We start from the raw sequence: 17,674 nt of genomic DNA on the forward strand, positions 1-17,674 counted from the left end.
GTGACAGCGCGGTGCGAGACGGGTGGCAGAGCGCGGGCCGAGCATCGTGCCCGGCCGGCGCGGGGCCGGCCGACGAGGAGGTGAGGACCATGGCGATCAGTGGGTCGACGGTGCCGCCGCGGGCGGACGAGGCGATGGTCGGGGCGCTGCGCGCGCGGATGCAGGGGGCCGTCCTGGACCGCCGGGACCCGGACTACGACGCCGCCCGGCGGGTGTGGAACGGGTTGATCGACCGGCATCCGGCGGTCATCGCCCGGTGTGCGGGAACGGCCGACGTCGTCGAGGCCGTCGAGGTCGCCCGGCAGTTCCGCCCGGTCGTCAGCGTCCGGGGTGGCGGACACCAGGTGGCCGGCAGCGCGGTCTGCGACGACGGCCTGGTGATCGACCTGTCGGCGATGCGGGGCGTGCACGTCGACCCGGTCGCGCGCACGGCGCGGGTGCAGGCCGGCGCACGATGGGCGGACGTCGACCGGGCGACCCAGGTGTTCGGGCTGGTGACCCCGGGCGGGGAGGTGTCCCGGACCGGGGTCGCGGGGTTCACCCTCGGCGGGGGCATGGGGCTGATCATGCGGGCCCACGGCCTGGCGTGCGACAACGTCCGCTCGATCGAGGTGGTCACCGCGGACGGCGTGGTCCGCACGGCCGGCCGGGGGGAGCACCCCGACCTGTTCTGGGCCGCCCGGGGTGGTGGCCGGGGTATCGGGATCGTGACCTCCTTCGAGTTCGAGCTGCACCCCTTGGGGCCCGAGGTCGCCACCGCCCAGGTGTTCTACCCCTACGAGCAGGCGCGCGAGGTGCTGCGCGCCTGGCGGGACCTGACCGCGACGCTCCCGGAGACCGTGGCACCCGAGTTCGTGCTCTGGAACGTCCCGGCCGATCCGGCCGTCCCGACCGAGATGCACGGGCAGAAGGTGGTCGTCGTGCTGGCCGTCCACGCCGGCGACCCCGCCGAGGGCGCGCAGGTGCTGGCCCCGCTCGCCGAGCTCGGCACCCCGCTGCTCGACGCCGGCGGCACCGTGCCGTACGTCGAGGTGCAGAGCTCGGTCGACGCGCTGTTCCCCGACGGGGGCCGGTACTTCTTCAAGTCGCACTTCCTGGACGGTCTGACCGACGAGGCGATCGAGACGCTGCTGGCCTGCGACGCCGACCGGCCCAACCCGGAGTCGCTCCTGGTCCTGCGGACCCTCGGTGGGGCCGTCGACCGGGTCGGACCGGAGGAGAGCGCCTACCCCCACCGCGGAGCCCGGTACAACCTCAGCATCGACGCGGGCTGGACCGATCCGGCGTTGGACGCGACGGCGCTGCGCTGGGCGCGCACGGCCTGGGACGCGATGCGCCCCTACGCCACCGGCGGGGTCTACCTCAACTTCGCGGGTCTGGACGCCGAGACCGGTGCGGCGGCGCTGTACGGGCGCGGCACGGATCGGCTCGACGCCGTCCGCCGGGCCTACGACCCCGACGGCGTGCTCGCCGACGCCGCGGGGAAGCCGTGAGCACGGCGTTCCGTCCGGGACGGGGCGGGAGCGGGACCCGGGGGACGTCGGGGGGTGCGGGGCTGCGACCACGGGCCCCGGCGCGGCCGGCCGTCGACCACGTCGTGCGGGTCAACGGGCTCCGGCTGCACTACCGCGAGCTCGGTGACCCGGCGGCACCCGCCGTGCTGATGGTGCACGGGGTCATGGGCCATTCCCGCGAGTGGGACACGCTGCTCGCGGCCCTGGCGCCGGGCTTCCGGGTGCTGGCCGTCGACCAGCGCGGGCACGGGGCCAGTGATCGTGCGTCGGACTACTCGGCAGCCGCTCTCGCCGACGACCTCGGCGAGCTGATCGTCCGGTCCGGGGCGGCGCCGGTCCGGCTGCTCGGGCACTCGCTCGGCGGCATGGCCGCCCTGCTGCTGGCGGCGCGGCGTTCCGACCTCGTCGAACGCCTGGTCGTGATCGACATCGGGCCGGAGACGCTCCGCAGCGGGTTCGCGGCGGAGGAGCTACCGGCCGTGCTCGCCGCGATGGCCGAGGCCTCCTACCGCAGTCCGCAGGAGGCCGTCGAGGAGTGGCTGGCGGGCGATCCGTACGCCCGCGAGCCCCTGCTGCGGCACTACGTGGAGCACTGTCTCGTCCGGCGCGGGGACGGCCGGCTCGGCTGGCGGTTCGACGCCGCGGGGCTGGCCCGGCAGGCCGAGACGGGCTTCGCCACCGAGTCGCAGCTGTGGTCCGCGGTCGACCGGGTCTGCGTCCCGACGCTGCTCGTCCGCGGCGAGCACAGCCCGCTGCTGTCCCGCGACCACGCCGACCGGGTGGTGCAGCGGCTCGAACACGGCCGCGGGGTGGTGGTCCACGACGGGGCGCACGACCTCGGCGTCCAGCAACCCGAGACCGTCGCCGCGCTGGTCGGGGGGTTCCTCCGGCCCTGAGGTCGCCGGGAGCCACTCGTCGGTCGGTTCTGGCCCCCGCCGCGGGCCCTGGTGCATCCTGGGCCCGTGACCGGTGACGACGCGACGGGGGGAGACCCCGCGCGGCGGCTGTCACCGGAGGAGGCGGGCGAGCTGGCCGCCGTGGAGTACGGCCGGTTCGGTGCGCTGCTCGCCGTGCTGGACGAGCAGGACTGGTCGCGACCCACGGAGTGTGCACCGTGGGACGTGCGTCTGCTGACCGCGCACGTCGTGGGCGCCACGGAGGCGAACGCGGCCCTCCCGGAGATGGTCCGCCAGTTGCGCCGGGGGCGACGCGGGCTCGCCGTCGAGGTGGACCCGGTGAGCGCCTTCCAGGTCGACCGGCGCCGGCAGCTGGGTCCGGCGGAGCTGCGCGCGCGGTTCGCCCGCGCGGTGCCGGGGGCGGTCGTCCGACGCCGGAGGTGGAGCCGGTGGGCCGGGATGGTGCCGATGCGGGTGGGCCCGCCGGTGCGGGAGACCTGGCGGCTGCGCTACCTCATGGACGTCGTCTACACCCGGGACGTGTGGATGCACCGGATCGACATCTGCCGGGCGGTCGGCCGGCAGCCCGAGCTGACCGCCGGGCACGACGGACGGATCGTCGCCGATGTCGTCGCCGACTGGATGGCGCGGCACGGCCGGCCCGTCGACCTCCTCCTCACCGGGGTCGCCGGCGGTCACCACGTCAGGGGCCGAGGTGGCGACGCGATCGTGTGCGACGCGGTCGAGTTCTGCCGGATCGTGTCGGGTCGTGGCGCCGCGGAGGGGCTGCTCGGCACGCCGGTCCCGTTCTGACCACCCGGAGGCGGCCGGAACGGGCCGGCGCGCAGCCGTCTTACCGGGCGGGGGCGGTCTCCCCGTCCGGCCGCGGCGACCGGGCCAGTGCGGAGCCGCGGTAGCCCTCGATGACCAGCTCGCGGGTGGCCATGTTGACCTGGCCGAGGTGCACCACCGCGGTGCGCCCGAGCTCGTCGAAGGCCGTGTTCGCGGCCCGGTAGACGGCCCCGCACTCGAGGGCGAAGGGGACGTCCGGCCACGCGAAGTCCGGGTCGAGGAACACCTCGAGGGGCGGCACGGGCATGCCGGCCGGCGGGTGGGCGTAGCCGAGGACGGTGGCGGTGAGCGAGCCGGCGTCGGAGACGACGACCTCGCGGGCGTCGACGACACCGATGCCGTCGGGACGGATGAGGAACTCGTCCACGCCGCTCACCCGTCCACCGGTCGGTTCCCCGTCGACGATGCGGCCCTCGAAGCTGTTGTGCATGCGCAGGCCCTCGTCGGCGAGTCCGACGACGACGAGCTCGGTGAGCCGCCCTTCCATGCGGAACAGGCGGGTTCGGTGGGCGTCCTGCGCGTGCTGTGCGCCCGCGGTCCGGGCGTGGGTGTCAACGGACATCGGCGGTCTCCTTGTGTGGTTCCATCGAGGCGAGCAGGACGTCGAGTTCGGCCTGGGTGGTCGCCGGTACGGGCGGGGTGGTGGGCGCCGCCCGCAGGGTGTCCGCGGCGCGGTCCAGGCAGTGGTGGATCGGCGGGAGGTGGGAGCTCAGCACGGTGCTGGGCTGCATCCGGCGGAGCTGGTCGAAGGCGCGGCCGAGGACGAGCGGGTCGGCCATCGTGACCCAGCTGCTGTCGACCGATGCCCAGGCGAGCTGGGCGGGGGCCAGGACCTCCGGCGGGATGTCGTCGGCCCGGGGGGCCATGGCGAGGTCGGCCGTGGGCAGCGGCGCGCCGAAGCAGTCGGAGCTGAACAGCGCCCCGGTGCGGTCGTCGAACAGACCCACCGTGGCGGGACTGTCGAACAGCGGTGGCCGCAGCCCGGCGAGGGTCCGGTCGCCGACGTCGACCTTCTCGCCCGGGTTGACCAGCCGCAGCCGGTCGAGCGGGAAGGGGTGCTCGGGCAGGATCCGTCCCACCGCCATGAAGGTGGTCAGGACCGTGGCCCGTGGTGCGGCGTCCAGCACCCGCATGAGGCTGCCGGTGTGGTCGCGGTCCTCGTGGGTCAGCCAGATCCAGCGCAGGTCGGCCGGCCGGACGATCGACTCCAGCGCGGCCAGGAACTGCTCGCCGAGGGCGCCGGCGCCGGTGTCGACCAGGACGGGCTCGGCGGAGCCGATGACGAAGGCGTTCATCGGGATGACGCCGACCCCCGGGACCGGCCAGTAGGTCGGGATCACGTAGGTGTCAGGGGCGGCCGGGTACGGCTCGCCCACGAACGGGTCCATGGTTGCCTCCTGTGCGCCCTGATCGGAGGAGGGGCGCAGGACGAGCCTCGTCCGGGGACACCGGTCCGGTCCCGGGTGTCGAGCACCCGGATAGCGCCGAGGAGCACCCACTCAGCGCGCAGGCGGCACCCGTGACCCGAACGTCAGCTCCCTGGCCAGCGCGGTCAGGCCGTCCCGGTCGGGTGCCCCGGTCTTCTGCAGCAGGCTCGCGACGTGCTTCTCCACGGTGCGCGGCGACAGGACCAGCCGCTCGGCGATCGCCCGGTTGGACCGGGGCTCGGCGAGGAGCCGGAGGACGTCGACCTCGCGGCTGCTCACGCCGACGGCCAGCAGCCGGGGCGGGACGGCGGAGCGTCCCCGTCCCCGCCGTGGCACCTGCTCGCCGGCGTCCCTCAGGAGTGTGCGCGCGGCCGAGGCCAACAGCGGCCGGTCGTGGTCGGCGAACCACCGCACGGCGACCCGCAGCCAGTCCGCGGGGTCGCCCCAGCGGTCCCGGGCGGCGGCCGGGGCGACGAGCCAACGGACCAGGTGGACCAACCAGTCGGCGTCCAGGTAGCCGCGCAGCTCCTCGATCGCGGCGTCGAAGCAGGCCTGCGCCGCGACCGGGTCGTCGGCCCCGGTCCGCACGGCACGCGCTGCGTCGGTCAGACAGCGGTTGAACCGGGTGTCCGAGCCGGCCGCGGCGGCGGCCTCGGCCAGGGTGCGACCGTCCGGGTCGCCGTCGTCCAGCGCGTGCAGCAGCGCCCAGAGTCCCCAGTGCGGGAAGTGGTGCCCCGGCAGCGTGCGCAGGACCTCGACGGCGCGGTCGAGCGCGGCACGGGCGGCGGCCGGGTCGGCCCGGTGCAGAGCGAGCATCACGCGTGCACGTCCCCATGCTCCGGCCGCGACGGCGGGATCATCGGGGGCGCTGCGCGCCGCCTCGCCGAGCGCGCGCTCCATGTCGGTCTCGCGCAGCTCGTGCGCGTACGAGCGGGCCAGGGTGATCAAGGCCGGCGCGAGCACCGAGGACCGCAGCCGTCGCGCCACGGCGGCGGCGCGCTCGGCGGCCTGCCGCCCCGCCGCGTCGTGCCCGCGGGCGACCAGGGCCTCGGCGAGGTGGAAGTCGACGACGACGACCGTCGCGGGCATCCCGGCGCGGACGGCGGCCCGGCGGGCCGCCTCGAGCCGGTCGGTGCGCATGGTGTCCAGGAGATCGATGGTGCCCAGCTCGTGCAGGGAGCGCACGCGCCAGTCGTCCAGGCCGTGCCGTTCGGCCTCCGCCAGCGCCGCCGTGAAGGAGCGCTCGGCCGCGGCGACGTCGTGCAGGCGCTGCGTCTGACCGAGCGCCTCCCACGCCTCGCACGCCGTCGCCGGGCTGCGTCCGGTCGCCGCCGGGTCCAGGACCTCGCGCGCGAGCGCCGCGGCCGCCGAGGGGTCTCCACGCGCCATGACGACGTGCGCCCGCAACGCGGTGGCCTCGAGCCGGGCCTCCGGGGCGGCCGAGGGGCGGACGCGGTCCAGCTCCGCGCCGGCGGCGTCCCACCGGCCGGCGGTGTACAGCGCCCGGGCCAAGGCGATGCGCAGCGCGGACTCCCGGGCGGGGTCGTCGCCGCGGGCCTGCCGCTCGGCCAGCGCCGGACGGCCCAGGTCCAGCGCCGGCTCGACCTCCCCGGCGAGCGCGTGGGCGGCGGCCAGCTCCTCCCGGACCGGCAGGGAGTCCTCCCCGGCACGGTCGAGGCACCGCAGGGCACGGGTGAAGTGCGCGGCGGCGGTGGCCAGGCCGCCACGGCCCCGGGCCCGGCGGCCCAGCTCCGTCAGGTGCCGGGCCGCGGCGCCCGCGTCCCCGGCCAGTTCGGCCAGCTCCGCCGCCAGGGAACACCACTCGCCGGGCAGGTCGGGGCGTTCCGCCGCCACGACGCCCAGCGCGGTCGCCGCCAGCGTCGCCCGTTCCGGCGGGAGGAGCCGCGCGGCGACGAAGTCCCGCGTCAGCGCGTGCCGGAACCGCAGGGCGCCGCTGCCCTCGTCGGGCTCCACGAGCTGGGCGTCGGCGGCTTCGCGGAGGCAGGCGAGCACCGCGTCCTCACCCGTGCCGACGACCCGGGCCAGGAGCTGCCAGTCGAACACCCGGCCGAGCAGGGCCGCGACGCTCACCACCTGCCGGGTGCGTGGGCGCAGTCCGGCCGTCCGCTGCGTCACCAGCTCCGCGACGGTGGCAGGGACCGCTGCCGCCAGACGGTCCTCGACGACCCGCCAGGTGCCGTCGCGCGGGAGGAGCGCCGCCGCCCGGCGCAGTCCCGCCAACAGCTCCTCGACGACGTACGGAACGCCGTCGGCGTGCTCGCGGACGAAGGTGAGCAACCCGTCCGCGGTCGCGTCCTCGCCGAGGCACGCCAGCACCATCCGGTCGACCTCCGTATCGGACAGGGGGGCCAGCTCCAGCAGGTGCGCCGCTCGGGTGTCGGCCAGCCGGCGCACCACGGAGAGGGCGCGGCCGGGGTGGTCGGGGCGGTCGGGGCGGTCGGGGCGCAGCGTCACCAGACAGGCCGCGTCGTGGTCCGCGGTCGTGGACAGCAGGTACTCGAGGACCCAGATCGTGTCCTCGTCGGCCCAGTGCAGGTCCTCGACGACCAGCAGGGCGCCGCCGTCGCGCGCGAGCACGGTCAGCAGGCGCAGCAACGCCTCGGCCACGGCCAGGCGGGACATCCCGCCGCGGGGCGCGGGCACCGCCTCGCCCGCGAGGTGACCGAGCTGGGCCCGGACCGGCCGCAGCGCGGCGGCGGCCGGCCAGCCGCCGTCTCGGAACCCGGCCGCCAGGGCCTCGCCGAACACGGCGTAGGGGACGCCGACGGCTCCGTCGCGGACCCGGCCGGGGAGGACACGGACACCCCGCGCCCGGGCGTGCGCCGTGGCCGTCCGGGTCAGCCGGGACTTGCCCATCCCGGCGTCCCCGAGCACCACGGTGGCTCGACCCGACCCGGCCGCGGCCCCCTCCACGCAGCGCAGCAGCCACTCGGTCTCGGCGCCCCGGCCGATCGTCCGGGGGCACAGCAGCGGCTCCACCACCTCACCGTCGCCCATTCCGCGGGGGTCGTCCACCACCAGGGACGCCGGTCCATGGATCGGGGCGCCCGGACGGCTCCTGCGTGGCACGGCCACGGGCTGGTCGCGGAGTGGAGGTACGGCGGCGCTGCCGTACGACTCCACCCGCGCGTCGAGCCTGCCGGATCCGGCCGGGATTGCACCTTACGGTCGGCTTGCGGCGGACCCGGCCGTTCCGCTGCGCCGCGTGGGTCGCGCCGGCGCCGTGACCTCGGCGCCGGCCCGGCCGACGCGCAGAGGGCGTGCTCCCTCCTCGAAGCGGGCCGCCGGCCGGCGCGCGGCCCGCCCCCGCCGGCGACGCAGTGTCGCGTTGAGCTCGCCGCCGAGCAGCAGCGAGAGTCCGAGCAGGTAGAGCCAGATCATCACGATCGCGCCGCCACCGAAGGCCCCGAGGACGGGGTTCGCGCCGGCGGCGACGACGAGGTAGAGGTGCAGGCCCGCGCTGGCGGCGGCCCACAGTGCGGTCGCCAGCAGCGCTCCGGGCAGGGCCTCCCGCCACGCGATCCGCGGCCGCGGCGCGTACCGGAGCAGGGCCGTCGTCCAGCCGACGATGCCCGCCACGGCGAGGGGATACCGGGCGAGCTGCCAGACAAGCACGAAGTGGCTGCCCATGCCCGCGGCCTCGGCCACGGCGCGGCCCCCGCCGAGCAGCGGGCCGACGACGAACACGGCGAGTGCGAGGACGGCGGCGAGCAGCGTCACCAGTCCGAGGCCGAGTCCCATCAGGCGGCGGCGGATCCAGCTGCGCCCGTCCACCGTGTCGTGGGCGATGTTGATCGCGGCGATCACCACGGCGAACGCGCCGGAGAGGGTGACCAGGGAGCCCGCGGCGGCGAGGGTGAGCAGGCTCCCGCGCTGCTCGTCGAACAGGCCGCGCACGGCGGCGAGGACGGGCCCGGCCCGCTCGGTGAGGACGGTGTCGAGGGTGCCCACGACCCGGCGTTCCACGCGCTGGGCGAGGTCGGCGCCGACGAGGCGGTCCAGGTTGCCGAGCAGCCCGGTCAGGATGAGCATGCCGGGGAACACGCCGAGGACGCTGAAGAACGCGACCTCCGCGGCGAGCCCGGGCAGTCGGTCCTCGCCGACCTCGTCGACGTAGGCGCGGCCGAAGGCCCACCAGCGCGCCCGTCGGGGGACCGGGCGCGGGCCGGGTGCCCGCACCTCCCGACCGCGGTCGACCACGCTGCGGTTCCGGCCCGGCGCGATCGGCCGGCTGCCGACCTGGGTCACGTGCGCGTGGCCGCGCGAGGCTTGGCCAGCACGGCGAAGGTGGCGAGCAGGGCCCCGAACACGAGGTGCGCCGCCAGTTCGAAGGGCTGACTGACCTGCTGGAACGCCGAGAACTGGGGGATCGTGCGAGCGAGCACCTGGAAGTCGACGAGGTAGACCGCGGCGCCGAAGACGAGTCCGGCCCAGGCCAGCCAGCCCGCCGAGCGTCGGCGCATCGGCAGCAGGACGCCCGCGAAGATCACCCCGAGGACGGCGGCGATCAGCGAGTGGACCAGCATGCCGACCCAGATCGCGTCCGTGTCCGGTGGCGGCCCCTGCACGATCGTCGCGATCCTGCGGAAGGGGGCGAGCGCTCCCGCCCCGGTGCTCACCGCGAACCAGGAGTGGAGGGCGGCGAAGCCGACCCCGGCGAGGAAGCCGGCCAGCGCCCCCACGACGACCCAGCGTGCGGTGCCGCGGGACCCCGGCCCGCGTGGTGCGGGGGCGCGCTCCGGATCGGTGGAGGCGATCGTGTCGTCCCCGGGTGAACCCGGATGGCTCTGGGCGCTCTGCCGTTCGACCATTGTTCGAAGTACCTCGTCTGCCGACGACCATCTCTCCGCGACCTGACGATCGTCTGCCGATTTCGGGGTGCGGCGGGATCGGCCGGACTCGGCCGAGCGGGTGGTCCCGTCAGGCTGCGACGTGCCGGGGGCTGAACGCCGAGCTGTCGGCGAGCCGCTGGAACAGGCGCTGCTCGGCGTCCGACGGTGCGCGGGGCACGACGATCCGGACGACGGCGACGAGATCACCGTGCCCCCCGTCGCCGTGGCCGAAGCCGAGGCCCCGGACGCGGAGCCGTCGGCCGCTCGACGAGCCGGCGGGAACCCGGACCCGGATCCGCTCACCGGGCAGGCTCGTCTCGACCGCACCACCCAGTGCCGCCTCCCACGGGGTGACCGGGAGCTCGACGACGAGGTCGCGCCCGCGGGACCGGTACCGGGGGTGTCGGGTGTGCCGCACGAGGACGTAGAGGTCGCCCCGCCGCCCGTCGGGCCGCCGCTCGCCCCGGCCCTGCAGGCGCACGAACTGACCGTCGGCCAGCCGAGGTGGGAGCCGGACGAGAGTGGAGCACGGCCCGTCGTCGAGCGGGACGGTGATGCGGTAGCGGCCGCCGACGTAGGCGTCGTCGACGGAGAACTCGGCCTCGGCGGTGGTGTCGCCGGGCCCGGGGCCGCCCTGGGCCGGCTCCTGCCGCTGCGGGCCGGCGCCCGCGTGCGGCCCGGCAGTACGGGCGGTGCCGCCCGCACGACGACGGTGCGTCCGCCGCCCCATCCGGGTTCCGGAGCGTCGCCTTGCGGTCATCACCTGCTGGTAGGCGTGCGTGACGCGCCGGAAGCGCTCCTCGGCGTGCGGCCCGTCCGCCCGGTCCGGGTGCAGACTCCGAGCCAGTCGTCGATAGGCCCGACGAATCTCGGCCGCCCCGGCGTCCTCCGGAACGCCGAGGAGGCGGTACGGATCGCGCATGCGGTTCGTCACGTCTCGCCCTTCCGTCCGTCGTGTCTCGACCGGGTTTCCGACAACGGCCCCCGCTATCTCACGACCACCTTTCGGAATGGCGGAATGATGTGCCTCACCGCACTCCTCGGCGGGTTGGCCGAGGTGGTGGGCCCGTCCGGATGGGCGTCCGGCATTTTCCGTGCGGCCGGATCCCGACCGTCAGGCCCGCTCCGTCCGGTACGGGACGAGCGCCCAGATCACAATCACGTTGAGCGCGATGAGCATCAGGCCCCAGACCGGGAAATGCGGGAGGAACGCGAAGTGCGCCACGATGTTCAGCGCGGCCGCGGTGATGCCGAGGGCCCGGGCCCAGCTCGCGCCCCACAGCACGCCGGCGCCCGCCGCACCGAGCAGGACGGCCAGGACCAGGTGGATCCAGCCCCACGTGCTGAGGTCGAGCGCGTAGGTGTACTGCGGCGTGCGCACCACGATCTCGTCCTGCGCGATCGACGCGAGGCCCGTCAGCACGCCGCAGGCCCCCGCGACCAACATCAGGACGGCGGCGCCCTTGGCGAAGGTCGTGGTGAACTCGGTCCTGCCCCCCGGTGTCGCCGCTCCGCCGGACTCGGCGGGACGTGTGGCATCGGTGCTCATCGTGGACTCCCCTCGGCGGTCCCGGTGTCGGACGGCAGGCTGGCCCCGGGGTACCTCCTCGGCACCATCCGCCGGGGGTGAATCCACCTCGACCCGGCCGGCAGCAGGGGAAGACCGGTTCGGGGACGACGGCGACCGCGTTCCCCGGGCGAGCGCGGGCCGGGGCGCTCGCTACGCGGCGCGGCGGCTGGCGGCGAGGGCGGCGTCGGTGTCCGCGCTGGCCAGGTCGGCGTTCATGTGGGCACCGGCCAGGGCGCCCGCCGCGGCGGAGGCACCGACCTGGGCGGCGAGGTCCGTGGCGTTGCCCGCCACCCACACACCGGGGACGGCCGTCGTGCCGGCCGGACCGGTCGCGAGGCGGCGGCCCATGCCGTGCGGCAGGTCCTCCGTCGGCAGGTCCAGGCCGTCGAGGCCGTCGGTGCGGGCCACCATCGTGGTCGCCACGGCGATCACCCGTCGCGGGACGACCTGCCCGTCGGCGAGCCGGACGCCCGTGATGCCGCCCTCGGCGGACTCGACCGCCGCCACGGGGTCGTCCACGACGCGCACGCCGCGGGCGGCGAAGCGGGCCCGGGTGTCCGCGTCGAGCTCGGTGCCGCGGGTGAAGTAGACCAGGTCGGCGGTCAGCTGCCGGAACAGCAGGGCGTGGTGGACCGAGGCCGGGCCGACGGCCAGCACGCCGATGGGCTCGTCGCGCACCTCCCAGCCGTGGCAGTACGGGCAGTGCACGACGCCGTGGCCCCAGTGCTCGGCCAGGCCGGGGACCTCGGGCAGCCGGTCGCGCAGCCCGGTGGCGACCAGCACGCGCCGGGTCTGCAGCGGGTGGCCGTCGGCGAGGGTGACGACGAAGCGCGGGTCGCCCTCGGCCGACGGGGTGGCGGCGACGGTGGAGGCCACGGTGCCCGCCACGATCCGCCCGCCGTAGCGGCGCACCTCCTCCCGTCCGACGCGCAGCAGCTCCGCCGGTGGGACGCCGTCGTGGCCGAGCAGGCCGTGCACGCCCTCGGCGGGGGCGTTGCGGGGGGTGCCGGCGTCGATCACCACGACCGATCGGCGGGACCGGGCCAGCATCAGGGCGCCGGCCAGCCCGGCGGCACCGCCGCCGATCACGACGGCGTCGAGCGTCGTCGTGGGCAGGTCGTCGGACGCGAACGGGGTGGCGGTGGGGGACATGGGTGGCCTCTCCTCCTCGCAGTTCGCGGACCTCCGGGTGGCGGCCCGCCGTGAACGACGCTACGCACGGCATGCGCCATCGACATACTCTCTTGCTCATGAAGCAAGACGACGGCGACCTCGACGGCCTCGTGCGCAAGCGGATCCGCGCCCTGCGGGTGGCGCAGGGCTGGTCCCTCGACGCCCTCGGCGCCCGGACCCGGCTCAGCCCGTCCACCCTGAGCCGGATCGAGAACGGGCAACGACGGCTGGCCCTGGATCAGCTCGTCACCCTCGCCCGCGCCCTGGACACCTCCCTCGACCAGCTGGTCGAGACCACCACGGAGGACGTCGTCAGCAACCCGGTGCACGACGCCGCCGGGCAGGCGATGCGCTGGGCCGTGCGGGCGGACCCGGACATCGCCGTCGTCCGCCAGCGCATGGTGGACCCGCCGCCGGACAACCCCTCCCGGCTCCGCGCCCACCCGGGCCGGGAATGGCTCGTCGTGCTGTCGGGCGCGGCGATCCTGCTGCTCGGGAACCGTCGCCTGCGGGTGGAGACCAACCAGGCCGCCGAGTTCCCCACGATGGTGCCGCACGCGATCGGCAGTGCCGGCGGCCCGACCGAGATCCTGGGGCTCTTCGACCGCGACGCCCGTCGCGGACACCAGGACCGCGACGCCTCCTCCGGGCCGCACCACCCGCAGCAGTGAGCCCCGGGCGACGGCCGGAGGTCAGTCCCCGGGCCCCGGAGCCGTGGCCCCCGCGGTCCCGTGCCGCACCGCCGAGACGACCCGCACCGTGGTCACGAGCAGGACGACGGTGCCGACGGACTCCACGACGAGGGTGGTCGGGGCGAGCGCGTAGTCGAGGCTGGAGCGGATGCCGAAGAGCCCGACGGTCAGCGCGAGCACCAGCGCCAGCAGCGTGCCCGCCATGAAGAGCAGAGCCAGCACCGAGGCCAGCACCAGCAGCCGTCCCCGCAGGACCAGCAGGGCGATCGCCAGCACCAGCCCGCCGAGGGCGTTCAACAGGAAGAGCACGCCGAGCACGCCGCCGGTGCCGTGGAGGACCAGGTAGAGGTGGATGCCGCCCATCGCGAGCAGGAACAGCGCGCCGAGCACCTGCCAGACCAGGGTGGACGCGGTCCGCCGGGGCTGCGACGACATTGCCGACCCCCTTGCCTCCCGTGTCAGCGGACCCCGCGCGGCAGGGCTCGGTGCGGAGCGGACAGTCCACCACATCCCGCGTGTCCGCGGGCAGTCCCGCCGCACCCTGCCGCCGGAGCCGGAGCCGGGGCGCACCGGCGTCCGGTGGCGACGGGTGCGGACGTGGCGAGGCGGGACGCAGCAGCGTCCGCCCCCGGGGCGAAGGGCGAGGCGGTTCCTCGGACACGGAGGTGACCGCTCGGGTGTGTCGCCCCCACAGCGCTGCGTCCCACCCCGAGCGCAGACAGTAGGACAGGATCCGGACCGAACCCCCGGGTCACGAGGTTCGTAAGGCGACCGCAAGGCCGCGGCTCGGCACGAATCCGGAAGAACAGGCAGGCTCGTCGGAAGCGGACGGAGTGGTCACGCTGGCATCTGCTCCCTCCGTCGCGGCCCACCGGTCGGGGCCGCACCGGGCCCCGGACCCCGCCCCAGCGGCGGGGTCCGGGACCCACGCCGTCGCCCGACGAGCCGGGGCGCACGGACGGCTGGCCGGTCCCGACGGCGTCAGGTCCGTTCGTCGGCCGGCACCAGCACGACCGGGCAGCGGGCGTGGTGCAGGCACTGCAGGGCGACCGAGCCCGTGACCGCACCGCCCAGCGCCCCGTGGTGCGCGTTGCCGAGGACCAGGACCGCCGCGTCGGCGGACTGGTCGAGCAGCACCTCGGCCGGGTCGCCGGGGAGGATCTGCTTCTCGGCCCGCTCGGCCTGGTCGGTGTCGAGCGCCTCGTCGAGGATCTCGTCGAGCCGGCCGACGACGGCGGCCCGCGTCTCCTCCGGAGACGGGGCGTCGCGGGCCCGGGACGTCATCCGCTCCGGGCCGCCGGGTTGCACCGGCAGGTCCCGCACCGTCACCGCGCGGATGGTGCCGCCGGTCAGCTCCGCGTAGCGGGCCGCCCACCGCAGTGCCGCGCGCGACTCGGCCGTGGGATCCACCCCGACGACCACGTTCCCCGTCGACATCGGACGCCTCCTCCGTGCTCGTCACGCCTCCGTCCCCCGGGCGTACCCGGTCGAGGCCGATGACCCACCGACGGCCAGGACCGGCCGCGGTGCGGCGGGTCGATCCCGGCTCGAAGCCCGTTCACAAGGCCTCCGGGACACCGAGGGCGAGCAGGGCGATGTCGTCGTCGATCCCGGTGAAGCCGGCGAGCAGCTCCTCGACGGCGTCGACCACCCCCTTCGCCGAGACCGGCGGGAGCGCGGCACCGAACTCGCGGAGGCGGTCCTCGTCGTATCGGTCCGCTCCCGCGCCGGTGCGTGCCTCGGGAAGGCCGTCGGTATAGAGCAGGAGCGTGTCCCCGGGGCCGAGGTCCACCGTCGTCGTCACCACCCGGTGCACAGCGCGGGCGTGTCGCCCGAACCCTCCTGCGCGAGGACGGAGCTGAGCGTGCCGAGCACCGCACGGGGATCGGGGTCGTGCACGACCGCGGCGCGCAGTGTGTAGCGGGTGAGCGACGTCAGAGCCGCGGCGGCCGGTCCTCTCCCGCAGACGTCGCCGATGAACAGGCCCCACCGGTCGCCGTGGAGCGGGAACAGATCGTAGAAGTCGCTGCCGACGACGTCCTGGGCGCCGGGGCGGTAGTAGGCGGCGGTCTCGAGGCCGGGCACCTCGGCCAGCGTCGGGGGGAACAGCGTCCGCTGGAGCACCGCCGCGAGCCGCTGCGCCCGGTCGCGATCGCGCTCGGCCTGCCGCCTGGCGGCGAGCAGCTCGCGTTCGTACCGACGGCGGTCGCCCGCCTCGAACACGATGGTGCGGACGAGGACCGGCCGGCCCCGGGCGTCCCGACGGATCACCGAGGAGAGCAGGACGGGCAGCCGGCTGCCGTCCGCGCACCGCATCTCGGTCGCGATGTTGCTCACACTGCCCTGCATGGCGAGGAGGGGGGCGAAATGGGTCTCGTGGTGGAGGCGACCGCCCACCGTGAGCAGGTCCACGAAGCGCGCGCCGAGGAGCTGCTCGCGCGGGCGGCCGAGCCACTCGGCCAGTGTGTGGTTGACCCGGACGAGCGTTCCGTCGGCTCCGGTCGACAGGTAGCCGCAGGGCGCGTGGTCGTAGAGGTCCTCCGTGTCGTCGTCGCGCACCGCGTCGTCCGACATCGTCAGCGGGCCCTCGCACGTCGGGTGCCCGGCGGGGCCGTGGGGGACGGGACCGGGGTGGTCACTCGGGCGCCAGGAAGGAGAGGATCGCCGCCGCCGTCTGTTCGGGGGCACTGAGCTGTGGGCAGTGGCCGGTGGCGTCGAGGGGCGGTCGGGGTTGCCCATGATCAGCGGTGCCATCGTCGCCGACCAGCCCAGGTAGTTGCTGTCGAGGGCCTCCAGCAGCTCGTCGATGTCGGCGGCGCTGAAACCTCCTCGGTAGCCCTCGTCGTCGAGGTAGCGCGGTGAGGGGGTGACGAGGACCAGGGCGGAGAAGCGGGCGGGCTCGCGGTTGGCCGCCAGCACGCCGGTGCGCGCGGCGACCGAGTGTCCGACGAACACGACGTCGTGCAGGTCGAGCTCGTGGCAGATGTCGAGCACGTCGGACGCGTAGCCGTCGAGCGAGGAGTACTTTCGAGGGTCCCACGCGGCGGGGTCCGAGCCACCGGCCCCGCGCGGCCGACCCCGGGGCCCGTCCCGGGTGTCGTCCTCGGCCCGTTCAGCGCTCGAGAAAGATGCGGGTCGTGGTGCCGTCCGGCCCGGTGTGGTTCAGGACCAGGTCGGCGAGGTGGTGCACCATCAGCAGGCCCCGGCCGCTCAGCTGCGAGTCGACGGGCCGGCGCCGCCCGGCCAGCGGGTTCTCGAGCCGGCCCGCGTCGTGCACCTCGGCCACGAGGTGGTCGTCCTCCGTCCACACCCGCAGTCGTCCGGAGCCGCCGCCGTGCCGGATGCTGTTGGCCGCGAGCTCCCCGACGGCGAGCTGGAAGTCGTCGCAGCGGTCCTCGTCGAGGCCCGCCCGGGCGGCCTCCGCGGCGGCGAAGGCGCGTGCACCGGCGAGTCGGCCGGCGTCGAACGGGAACTCCGCGCAGTCCTGCGGCGCGGGCAGCTCACGGTTGGTCTCGGCGAGCACCTCGGCCGGGTCGAAGGCGGCGCTGGTGAGCGTGGCCTCCCGGGTGACGACGACGGGGTGGCTCCGCTCGGCGTCGGACAGGACCTGCTCCGGCAGCCCGGTGGCGTCGTAGGGGCAGAGCACCGTGGCCCGCCGGCCCCGGAGGGCGAGGTTGATGAGCGCCTCGTGCCGCAGGCAGGCGGGGTACTCCAGCGGCGTACGCCCCGGCCAGATCGGCTCGCCCACGACCCGGACGTGCCGGTCCGGCGGGCTCTCGTCGACCGCGCGGTACAGCACCGCCGACAGGATCCGGCCCGGGTTGCGCCCGACCTCGCTCATGTCCACCAGCTGCACGTCCCGGGCGTCGGGCCCCAACTCCTCGCGCAGGAGCGCGAGATTGTGCGTCGGCACGGCCACGGCGACCGGGTCCCCGGCCTCGAGCCCGTCCCGGACGAACGACGCGGTGGCGTGCAGGTAGTGGGTCGTGTCCAGGTAGAAGAGGGCGGGGTGCGCGAAGGGATCTGCCTCGGACCCCGCGTCGGCTTCGATCATCGCTCACCGGCTCACTCGGACGACTGCCCCGTCGACGGTACGGTACGACGCCCCGCACCGGGGAGTGCGCCTGCGCGTCCTGGAGATCCCCGCTCCCGCTGGTGGGTGGTGGAACTGCCGCGTAGCGTGCTCGACCGGAGCAGGGAACCGGGTGTGCTCCCCGTGCACGCCCGCCGATGGCGACCCGGTCGGTGGGGTCGGCTCCCGCGACGGCGAGTGGTGGAGGGCGGAGCATGCAGGGGCGGCGCGCGTCGGACGTCTCCGAGATCAACCCCCTCCTGGGGGTGGGCACGGACGGGGAGAGCGGGCTGTCGGTCGACGTGGAACGCCTCGAGGGCGTCACCGTCGTCGCCATCGCCGGCGAGGTAGACCTGGTCACCGCCGCCGGGTTCGACGAGACCCTGCAGGCGGAGCTCGCGGCCGGCCCCGGCGTGCTCGTCCTGGACCTCACCGGCGTCGAGTTCTTCACCTCGGTCGGGCTGACCGCCGTCGCCCTCGCCCAGCGGTGGGCGGACGAGCGCGGCGTGGCGCTGCGCGTGGTCGCCGACTCGCGACGGGTGCTGCGCCCGCTGCAGATCACCGGCATGGACACCACCCTGGCGCTCTACCCCTCGCGGGCCGCCGCGCTCCTGGACGGCTGACG

Annotated in this window: 18 protein-coding genes and 1 pseudogene; 5 read left to right on the top strand and 14 right to left on the bottom strand. The window is 75.6% G+C overall.

Annotated features, from left to right (window positions below; translation table 11 throughout):
* Positions 1–89 precede the first annotated feature (89 nt).
* From ACL02T_RS23575 to ACL02T_RS23585, 3 genes are all read left to right on the top strand, one after another.
* Positions 90–1,493 carry an FAD-binding oxidoreductase gene (locus ACL02T_RS23575; protein ID WP_412832923.1) on the top strand — a complete coding sequence of 468 codons (1,404 nt, stop codon included), beginning with the start codon at positions 90–92 and terminating at the stop codon, positions 1,491–1,493.
* Entirely contained in the window at positions 1,490–2,410 is a 921-nt protein-coding gene (locus ACL02T_RS23580; protein WP_412832924.1) for an alpha/beta fold hydrolase, read from the top strand. Before ACL02T_RS23575 ends, ACL02T_RS23580 begins: the two co-directional genes overlap by 4 nt.
* A gap of 66 nt (positions 2,411–2,476) precedes the next feature.
* Positions 2,477–3,223: a maleylpyruvate isomerase family mycothiol-dependent enzyme gene (locus ACL02T_RS23585; protein WP_412832925.1), complete on the top strand. Its 747-nt coding sequence runs from the start codon at positions 2,477–2,479 to the stop codon at positions 3,221–3,223.
* Positions 3,224–3,263: 40 nt separating this feature from the next.
* Here the strand turns inward: ACL02T_RS23585 and ACL02T_RS23590 are convergent, their stop codons facing one another.
* The 8 genes from ACL02T_RS23590 to ACL02T_RS23625 all read right to left on the bottom strand — a co-directional run bounded on the left by ACL02T_RS23590 (position 3,264) and on the right by ACL02T_RS23625 (position 12,264).
* Positions 3,264–3,824 (bottom strand): hypothetical protein, encoded by a 561-nt coding sequence (locus ACL02T_RS23590; protein ID WP_412832926.1) that lies wholly within the window; start codon positions 3,822–3,824, stop codon positions 3,264–3,266.
* A complete protein-coding gene (locus ACL02T_RS23595) occupies positions 3,814–4,650 on the bottom strand; it encodes an oxygen-binding di-iron domain-containing protein (RefSeq protein WP_412832927.1) in 837 nt (278 codons plus the stop codon). The genes ACL02T_RS23590 and ACL02T_RS23595 overlap by 11 nt, the downstream gene beginning before the upstream one ends.
* A 111-nt stretch (positions 4,651–4,761) precedes the next feature.
* Positions 4,762–7,707: a helix-turn-helix transcriptional regulator gene (locus ACL02T_RS23600; RefSeq protein ID WP_412832928.1), complete on the bottom strand. Its 2,946-nt coding sequence runs from the start codon at positions 7,705–7,707 to the stop codon at positions 4,762–4,764.
* A 165-nt stretch (positions 7,708–7,872) separates the two neighbouring features.
* Entirely contained in the window at positions 7,873–8,958 is a 1,086-nt protein-coding gene (locus ACL02T_RS23605) for a YihY/virulence factor BrkB family protein (RefSeq protein WP_412832929.1), read from the bottom strand.
* Positions 8,955–9,521 carry a hypothetical protein gene (locus ACL02T_RS23610; protein ID WP_412832930.1) on the bottom strand — a complete coding sequence of 189 codons (567 nt, stop codon included), beginning with the start codon at positions 9,519–9,521 and terminating at the stop codon, positions 8,955–8,957. Before ACL02T_RS23610 ends, ACL02T_RS23605 begins: the two co-directional genes overlap by 4 nt.
* A gap of 109 nt (positions 9,522–9,630) precedes the next feature.
* Complete coding sequence (locus tag ACL02T_RS23615) at positions 9,631–10,464, bottom strand: DnaJ C-terminal domain-containing protein (RefSeq protein ID WP_412832931.1); 834 nt, start codon at positions 10,462–10,464, stop codon at positions 9,631–9,633.
* Positions 10,465–10,656: 192 nt separating this feature from the next.
* Positions 10,657–11,091, bottom strand: coding sequence for a DUF7144 family membrane protein (locus ACL02T_RS23620; protein WP_412832932.1), 435 nt, complete (start codon positions 11,089–11,091; stop codon positions 10,657–10,659).
* A gap of 171 nt (positions 11,092–11,262) precedes the next feature.
* Positions 11,263–12,264, bottom strand: coding sequence for an NAD(P)/FAD-dependent oxidoreductase (locus ACL02T_RS23625; protein ID WP_412832933.1), 1,002 nt, complete (start codon positions 12,262–12,264; stop codon positions 11,263–11,265).
* A gap of 98 nt (positions 12,265–12,362) precedes the next feature.
* Here ACL02T_RS23625 and ACL02T_RS23630 point away from each other — a divergent pair, with 98 nt between their 5' ends.
* Positions 12,363–12,956: a helix-turn-helix domain-containing protein gene (locus ACL02T_RS23630; RefSeq protein WP_412832934.1), complete on the top strand. Its 594-nt coding sequence runs from the start codon at positions 12,363–12,365 to the stop codon at positions 12,954–12,956.
* Positions 12,957–12,977: 21 nt separating this feature from the next.
* Here ACL02T_RS23630 and ACL02T_RS23635 read toward each other — a convergent pair whose 3' ends face one another.
* The 6 genes and pseudogenes from ACL02T_RS23635 to ACL02T_RS23660 all read right to left on the bottom strand — a co-directional run bounded on the left by ACL02T_RS23635 (position 12,978) and on the right by ACL02T_RS23660 (position 17,031).
* Positions 12,978–13,412 (bottom strand): hypothetical protein, encoded by a 435-nt coding sequence (locus tag ACL02T_RS23635; protein ID WP_412832935.1) that lies wholly within the window; start codon positions 13,410–13,412, stop codon positions 12,978–12,980.
* A 546-nt stretch (positions 13,413–13,958) separates the two neighbouring features.
* The gene (locus ACL02T_RS23640; protein WP_412832936.1) at positions 13,959–14,414 is read right to left on the bottom strand and encodes a universal stress protein; all 456 of its coding nucleotides are present in this window, start codon (positions 14,412–14,414) and stop codon (positions 13,959–13,961) included.
* A gap of 121 nt (positions 14,415–14,535) precedes the next feature.
* Positions 14,536–14,781, bottom strand: coding sequence for a SpoIIE family protein phosphatase (locus tag ACL02T_RS23645; protein WP_412832937.1), 246 nt, complete (start codon positions 14,779–14,781; stop codon positions 14,536–14,538).
* Positions 14,778–15,731: a SpoIIE family protein phosphatase gene (locus ACL02T_RS23650; RefSeq protein ID WP_412832961.1), complete on the bottom strand. Its 954-nt coding sequence runs from the start codon at positions 15,729–15,731 to the stop codon at positions 14,778–14,780. The genes ACL02T_RS23645 and ACL02T_RS23650 overlap by 4 nt, the downstream gene beginning before the upstream one ends.
* Before the next feature lie 120 nt (positions 15,732–15,851).
* A pseudogene (locus ACL02T_RS23655) lies at positions 15,852–16,034 on the bottom strand (alpha/beta fold hydrolase); the annotation flags it as partial.
* Between the two features lie 55 nt (positions 16,035–16,089).
* A complete protein-coding gene (locus ACL02T_RS23660; protein ID WP_412832938.1) occupies positions 16,090–17,031 on the bottom strand; it encodes an anti-sigma factor RsbA family regulatory protein in 942 nt (313 codons plus the stop codon).
* A 233-nt stretch (positions 17,032–17,264) separates the two neighbouring features.
* On the opposite strand from ACL02T_RS23660, the gene ACL02T_RS23665 reads away from it, so the two are divergent.
* Complete coding sequence (locus tag ACL02T_RS23665) at positions 17,265–17,672, top strand: STAS domain-containing protein (protein ID WP_412832939.1); 408 nt, start codon at positions 17,265–17,267, stop codon at positions 17,670–17,672.
* Positions 17,673–17,674 lie beyond the last annotated feature (2 nt).

This window comes from Pseudonocardia oceanicola (assembly GCF_047200735.1).
In the GTDB taxonomy this organism is placed as follows: Bacteria; Actinomycetota; Actinomycetes; order Mycobacteriales; family Pseudonocardiaceae; genus Pseudonocardia.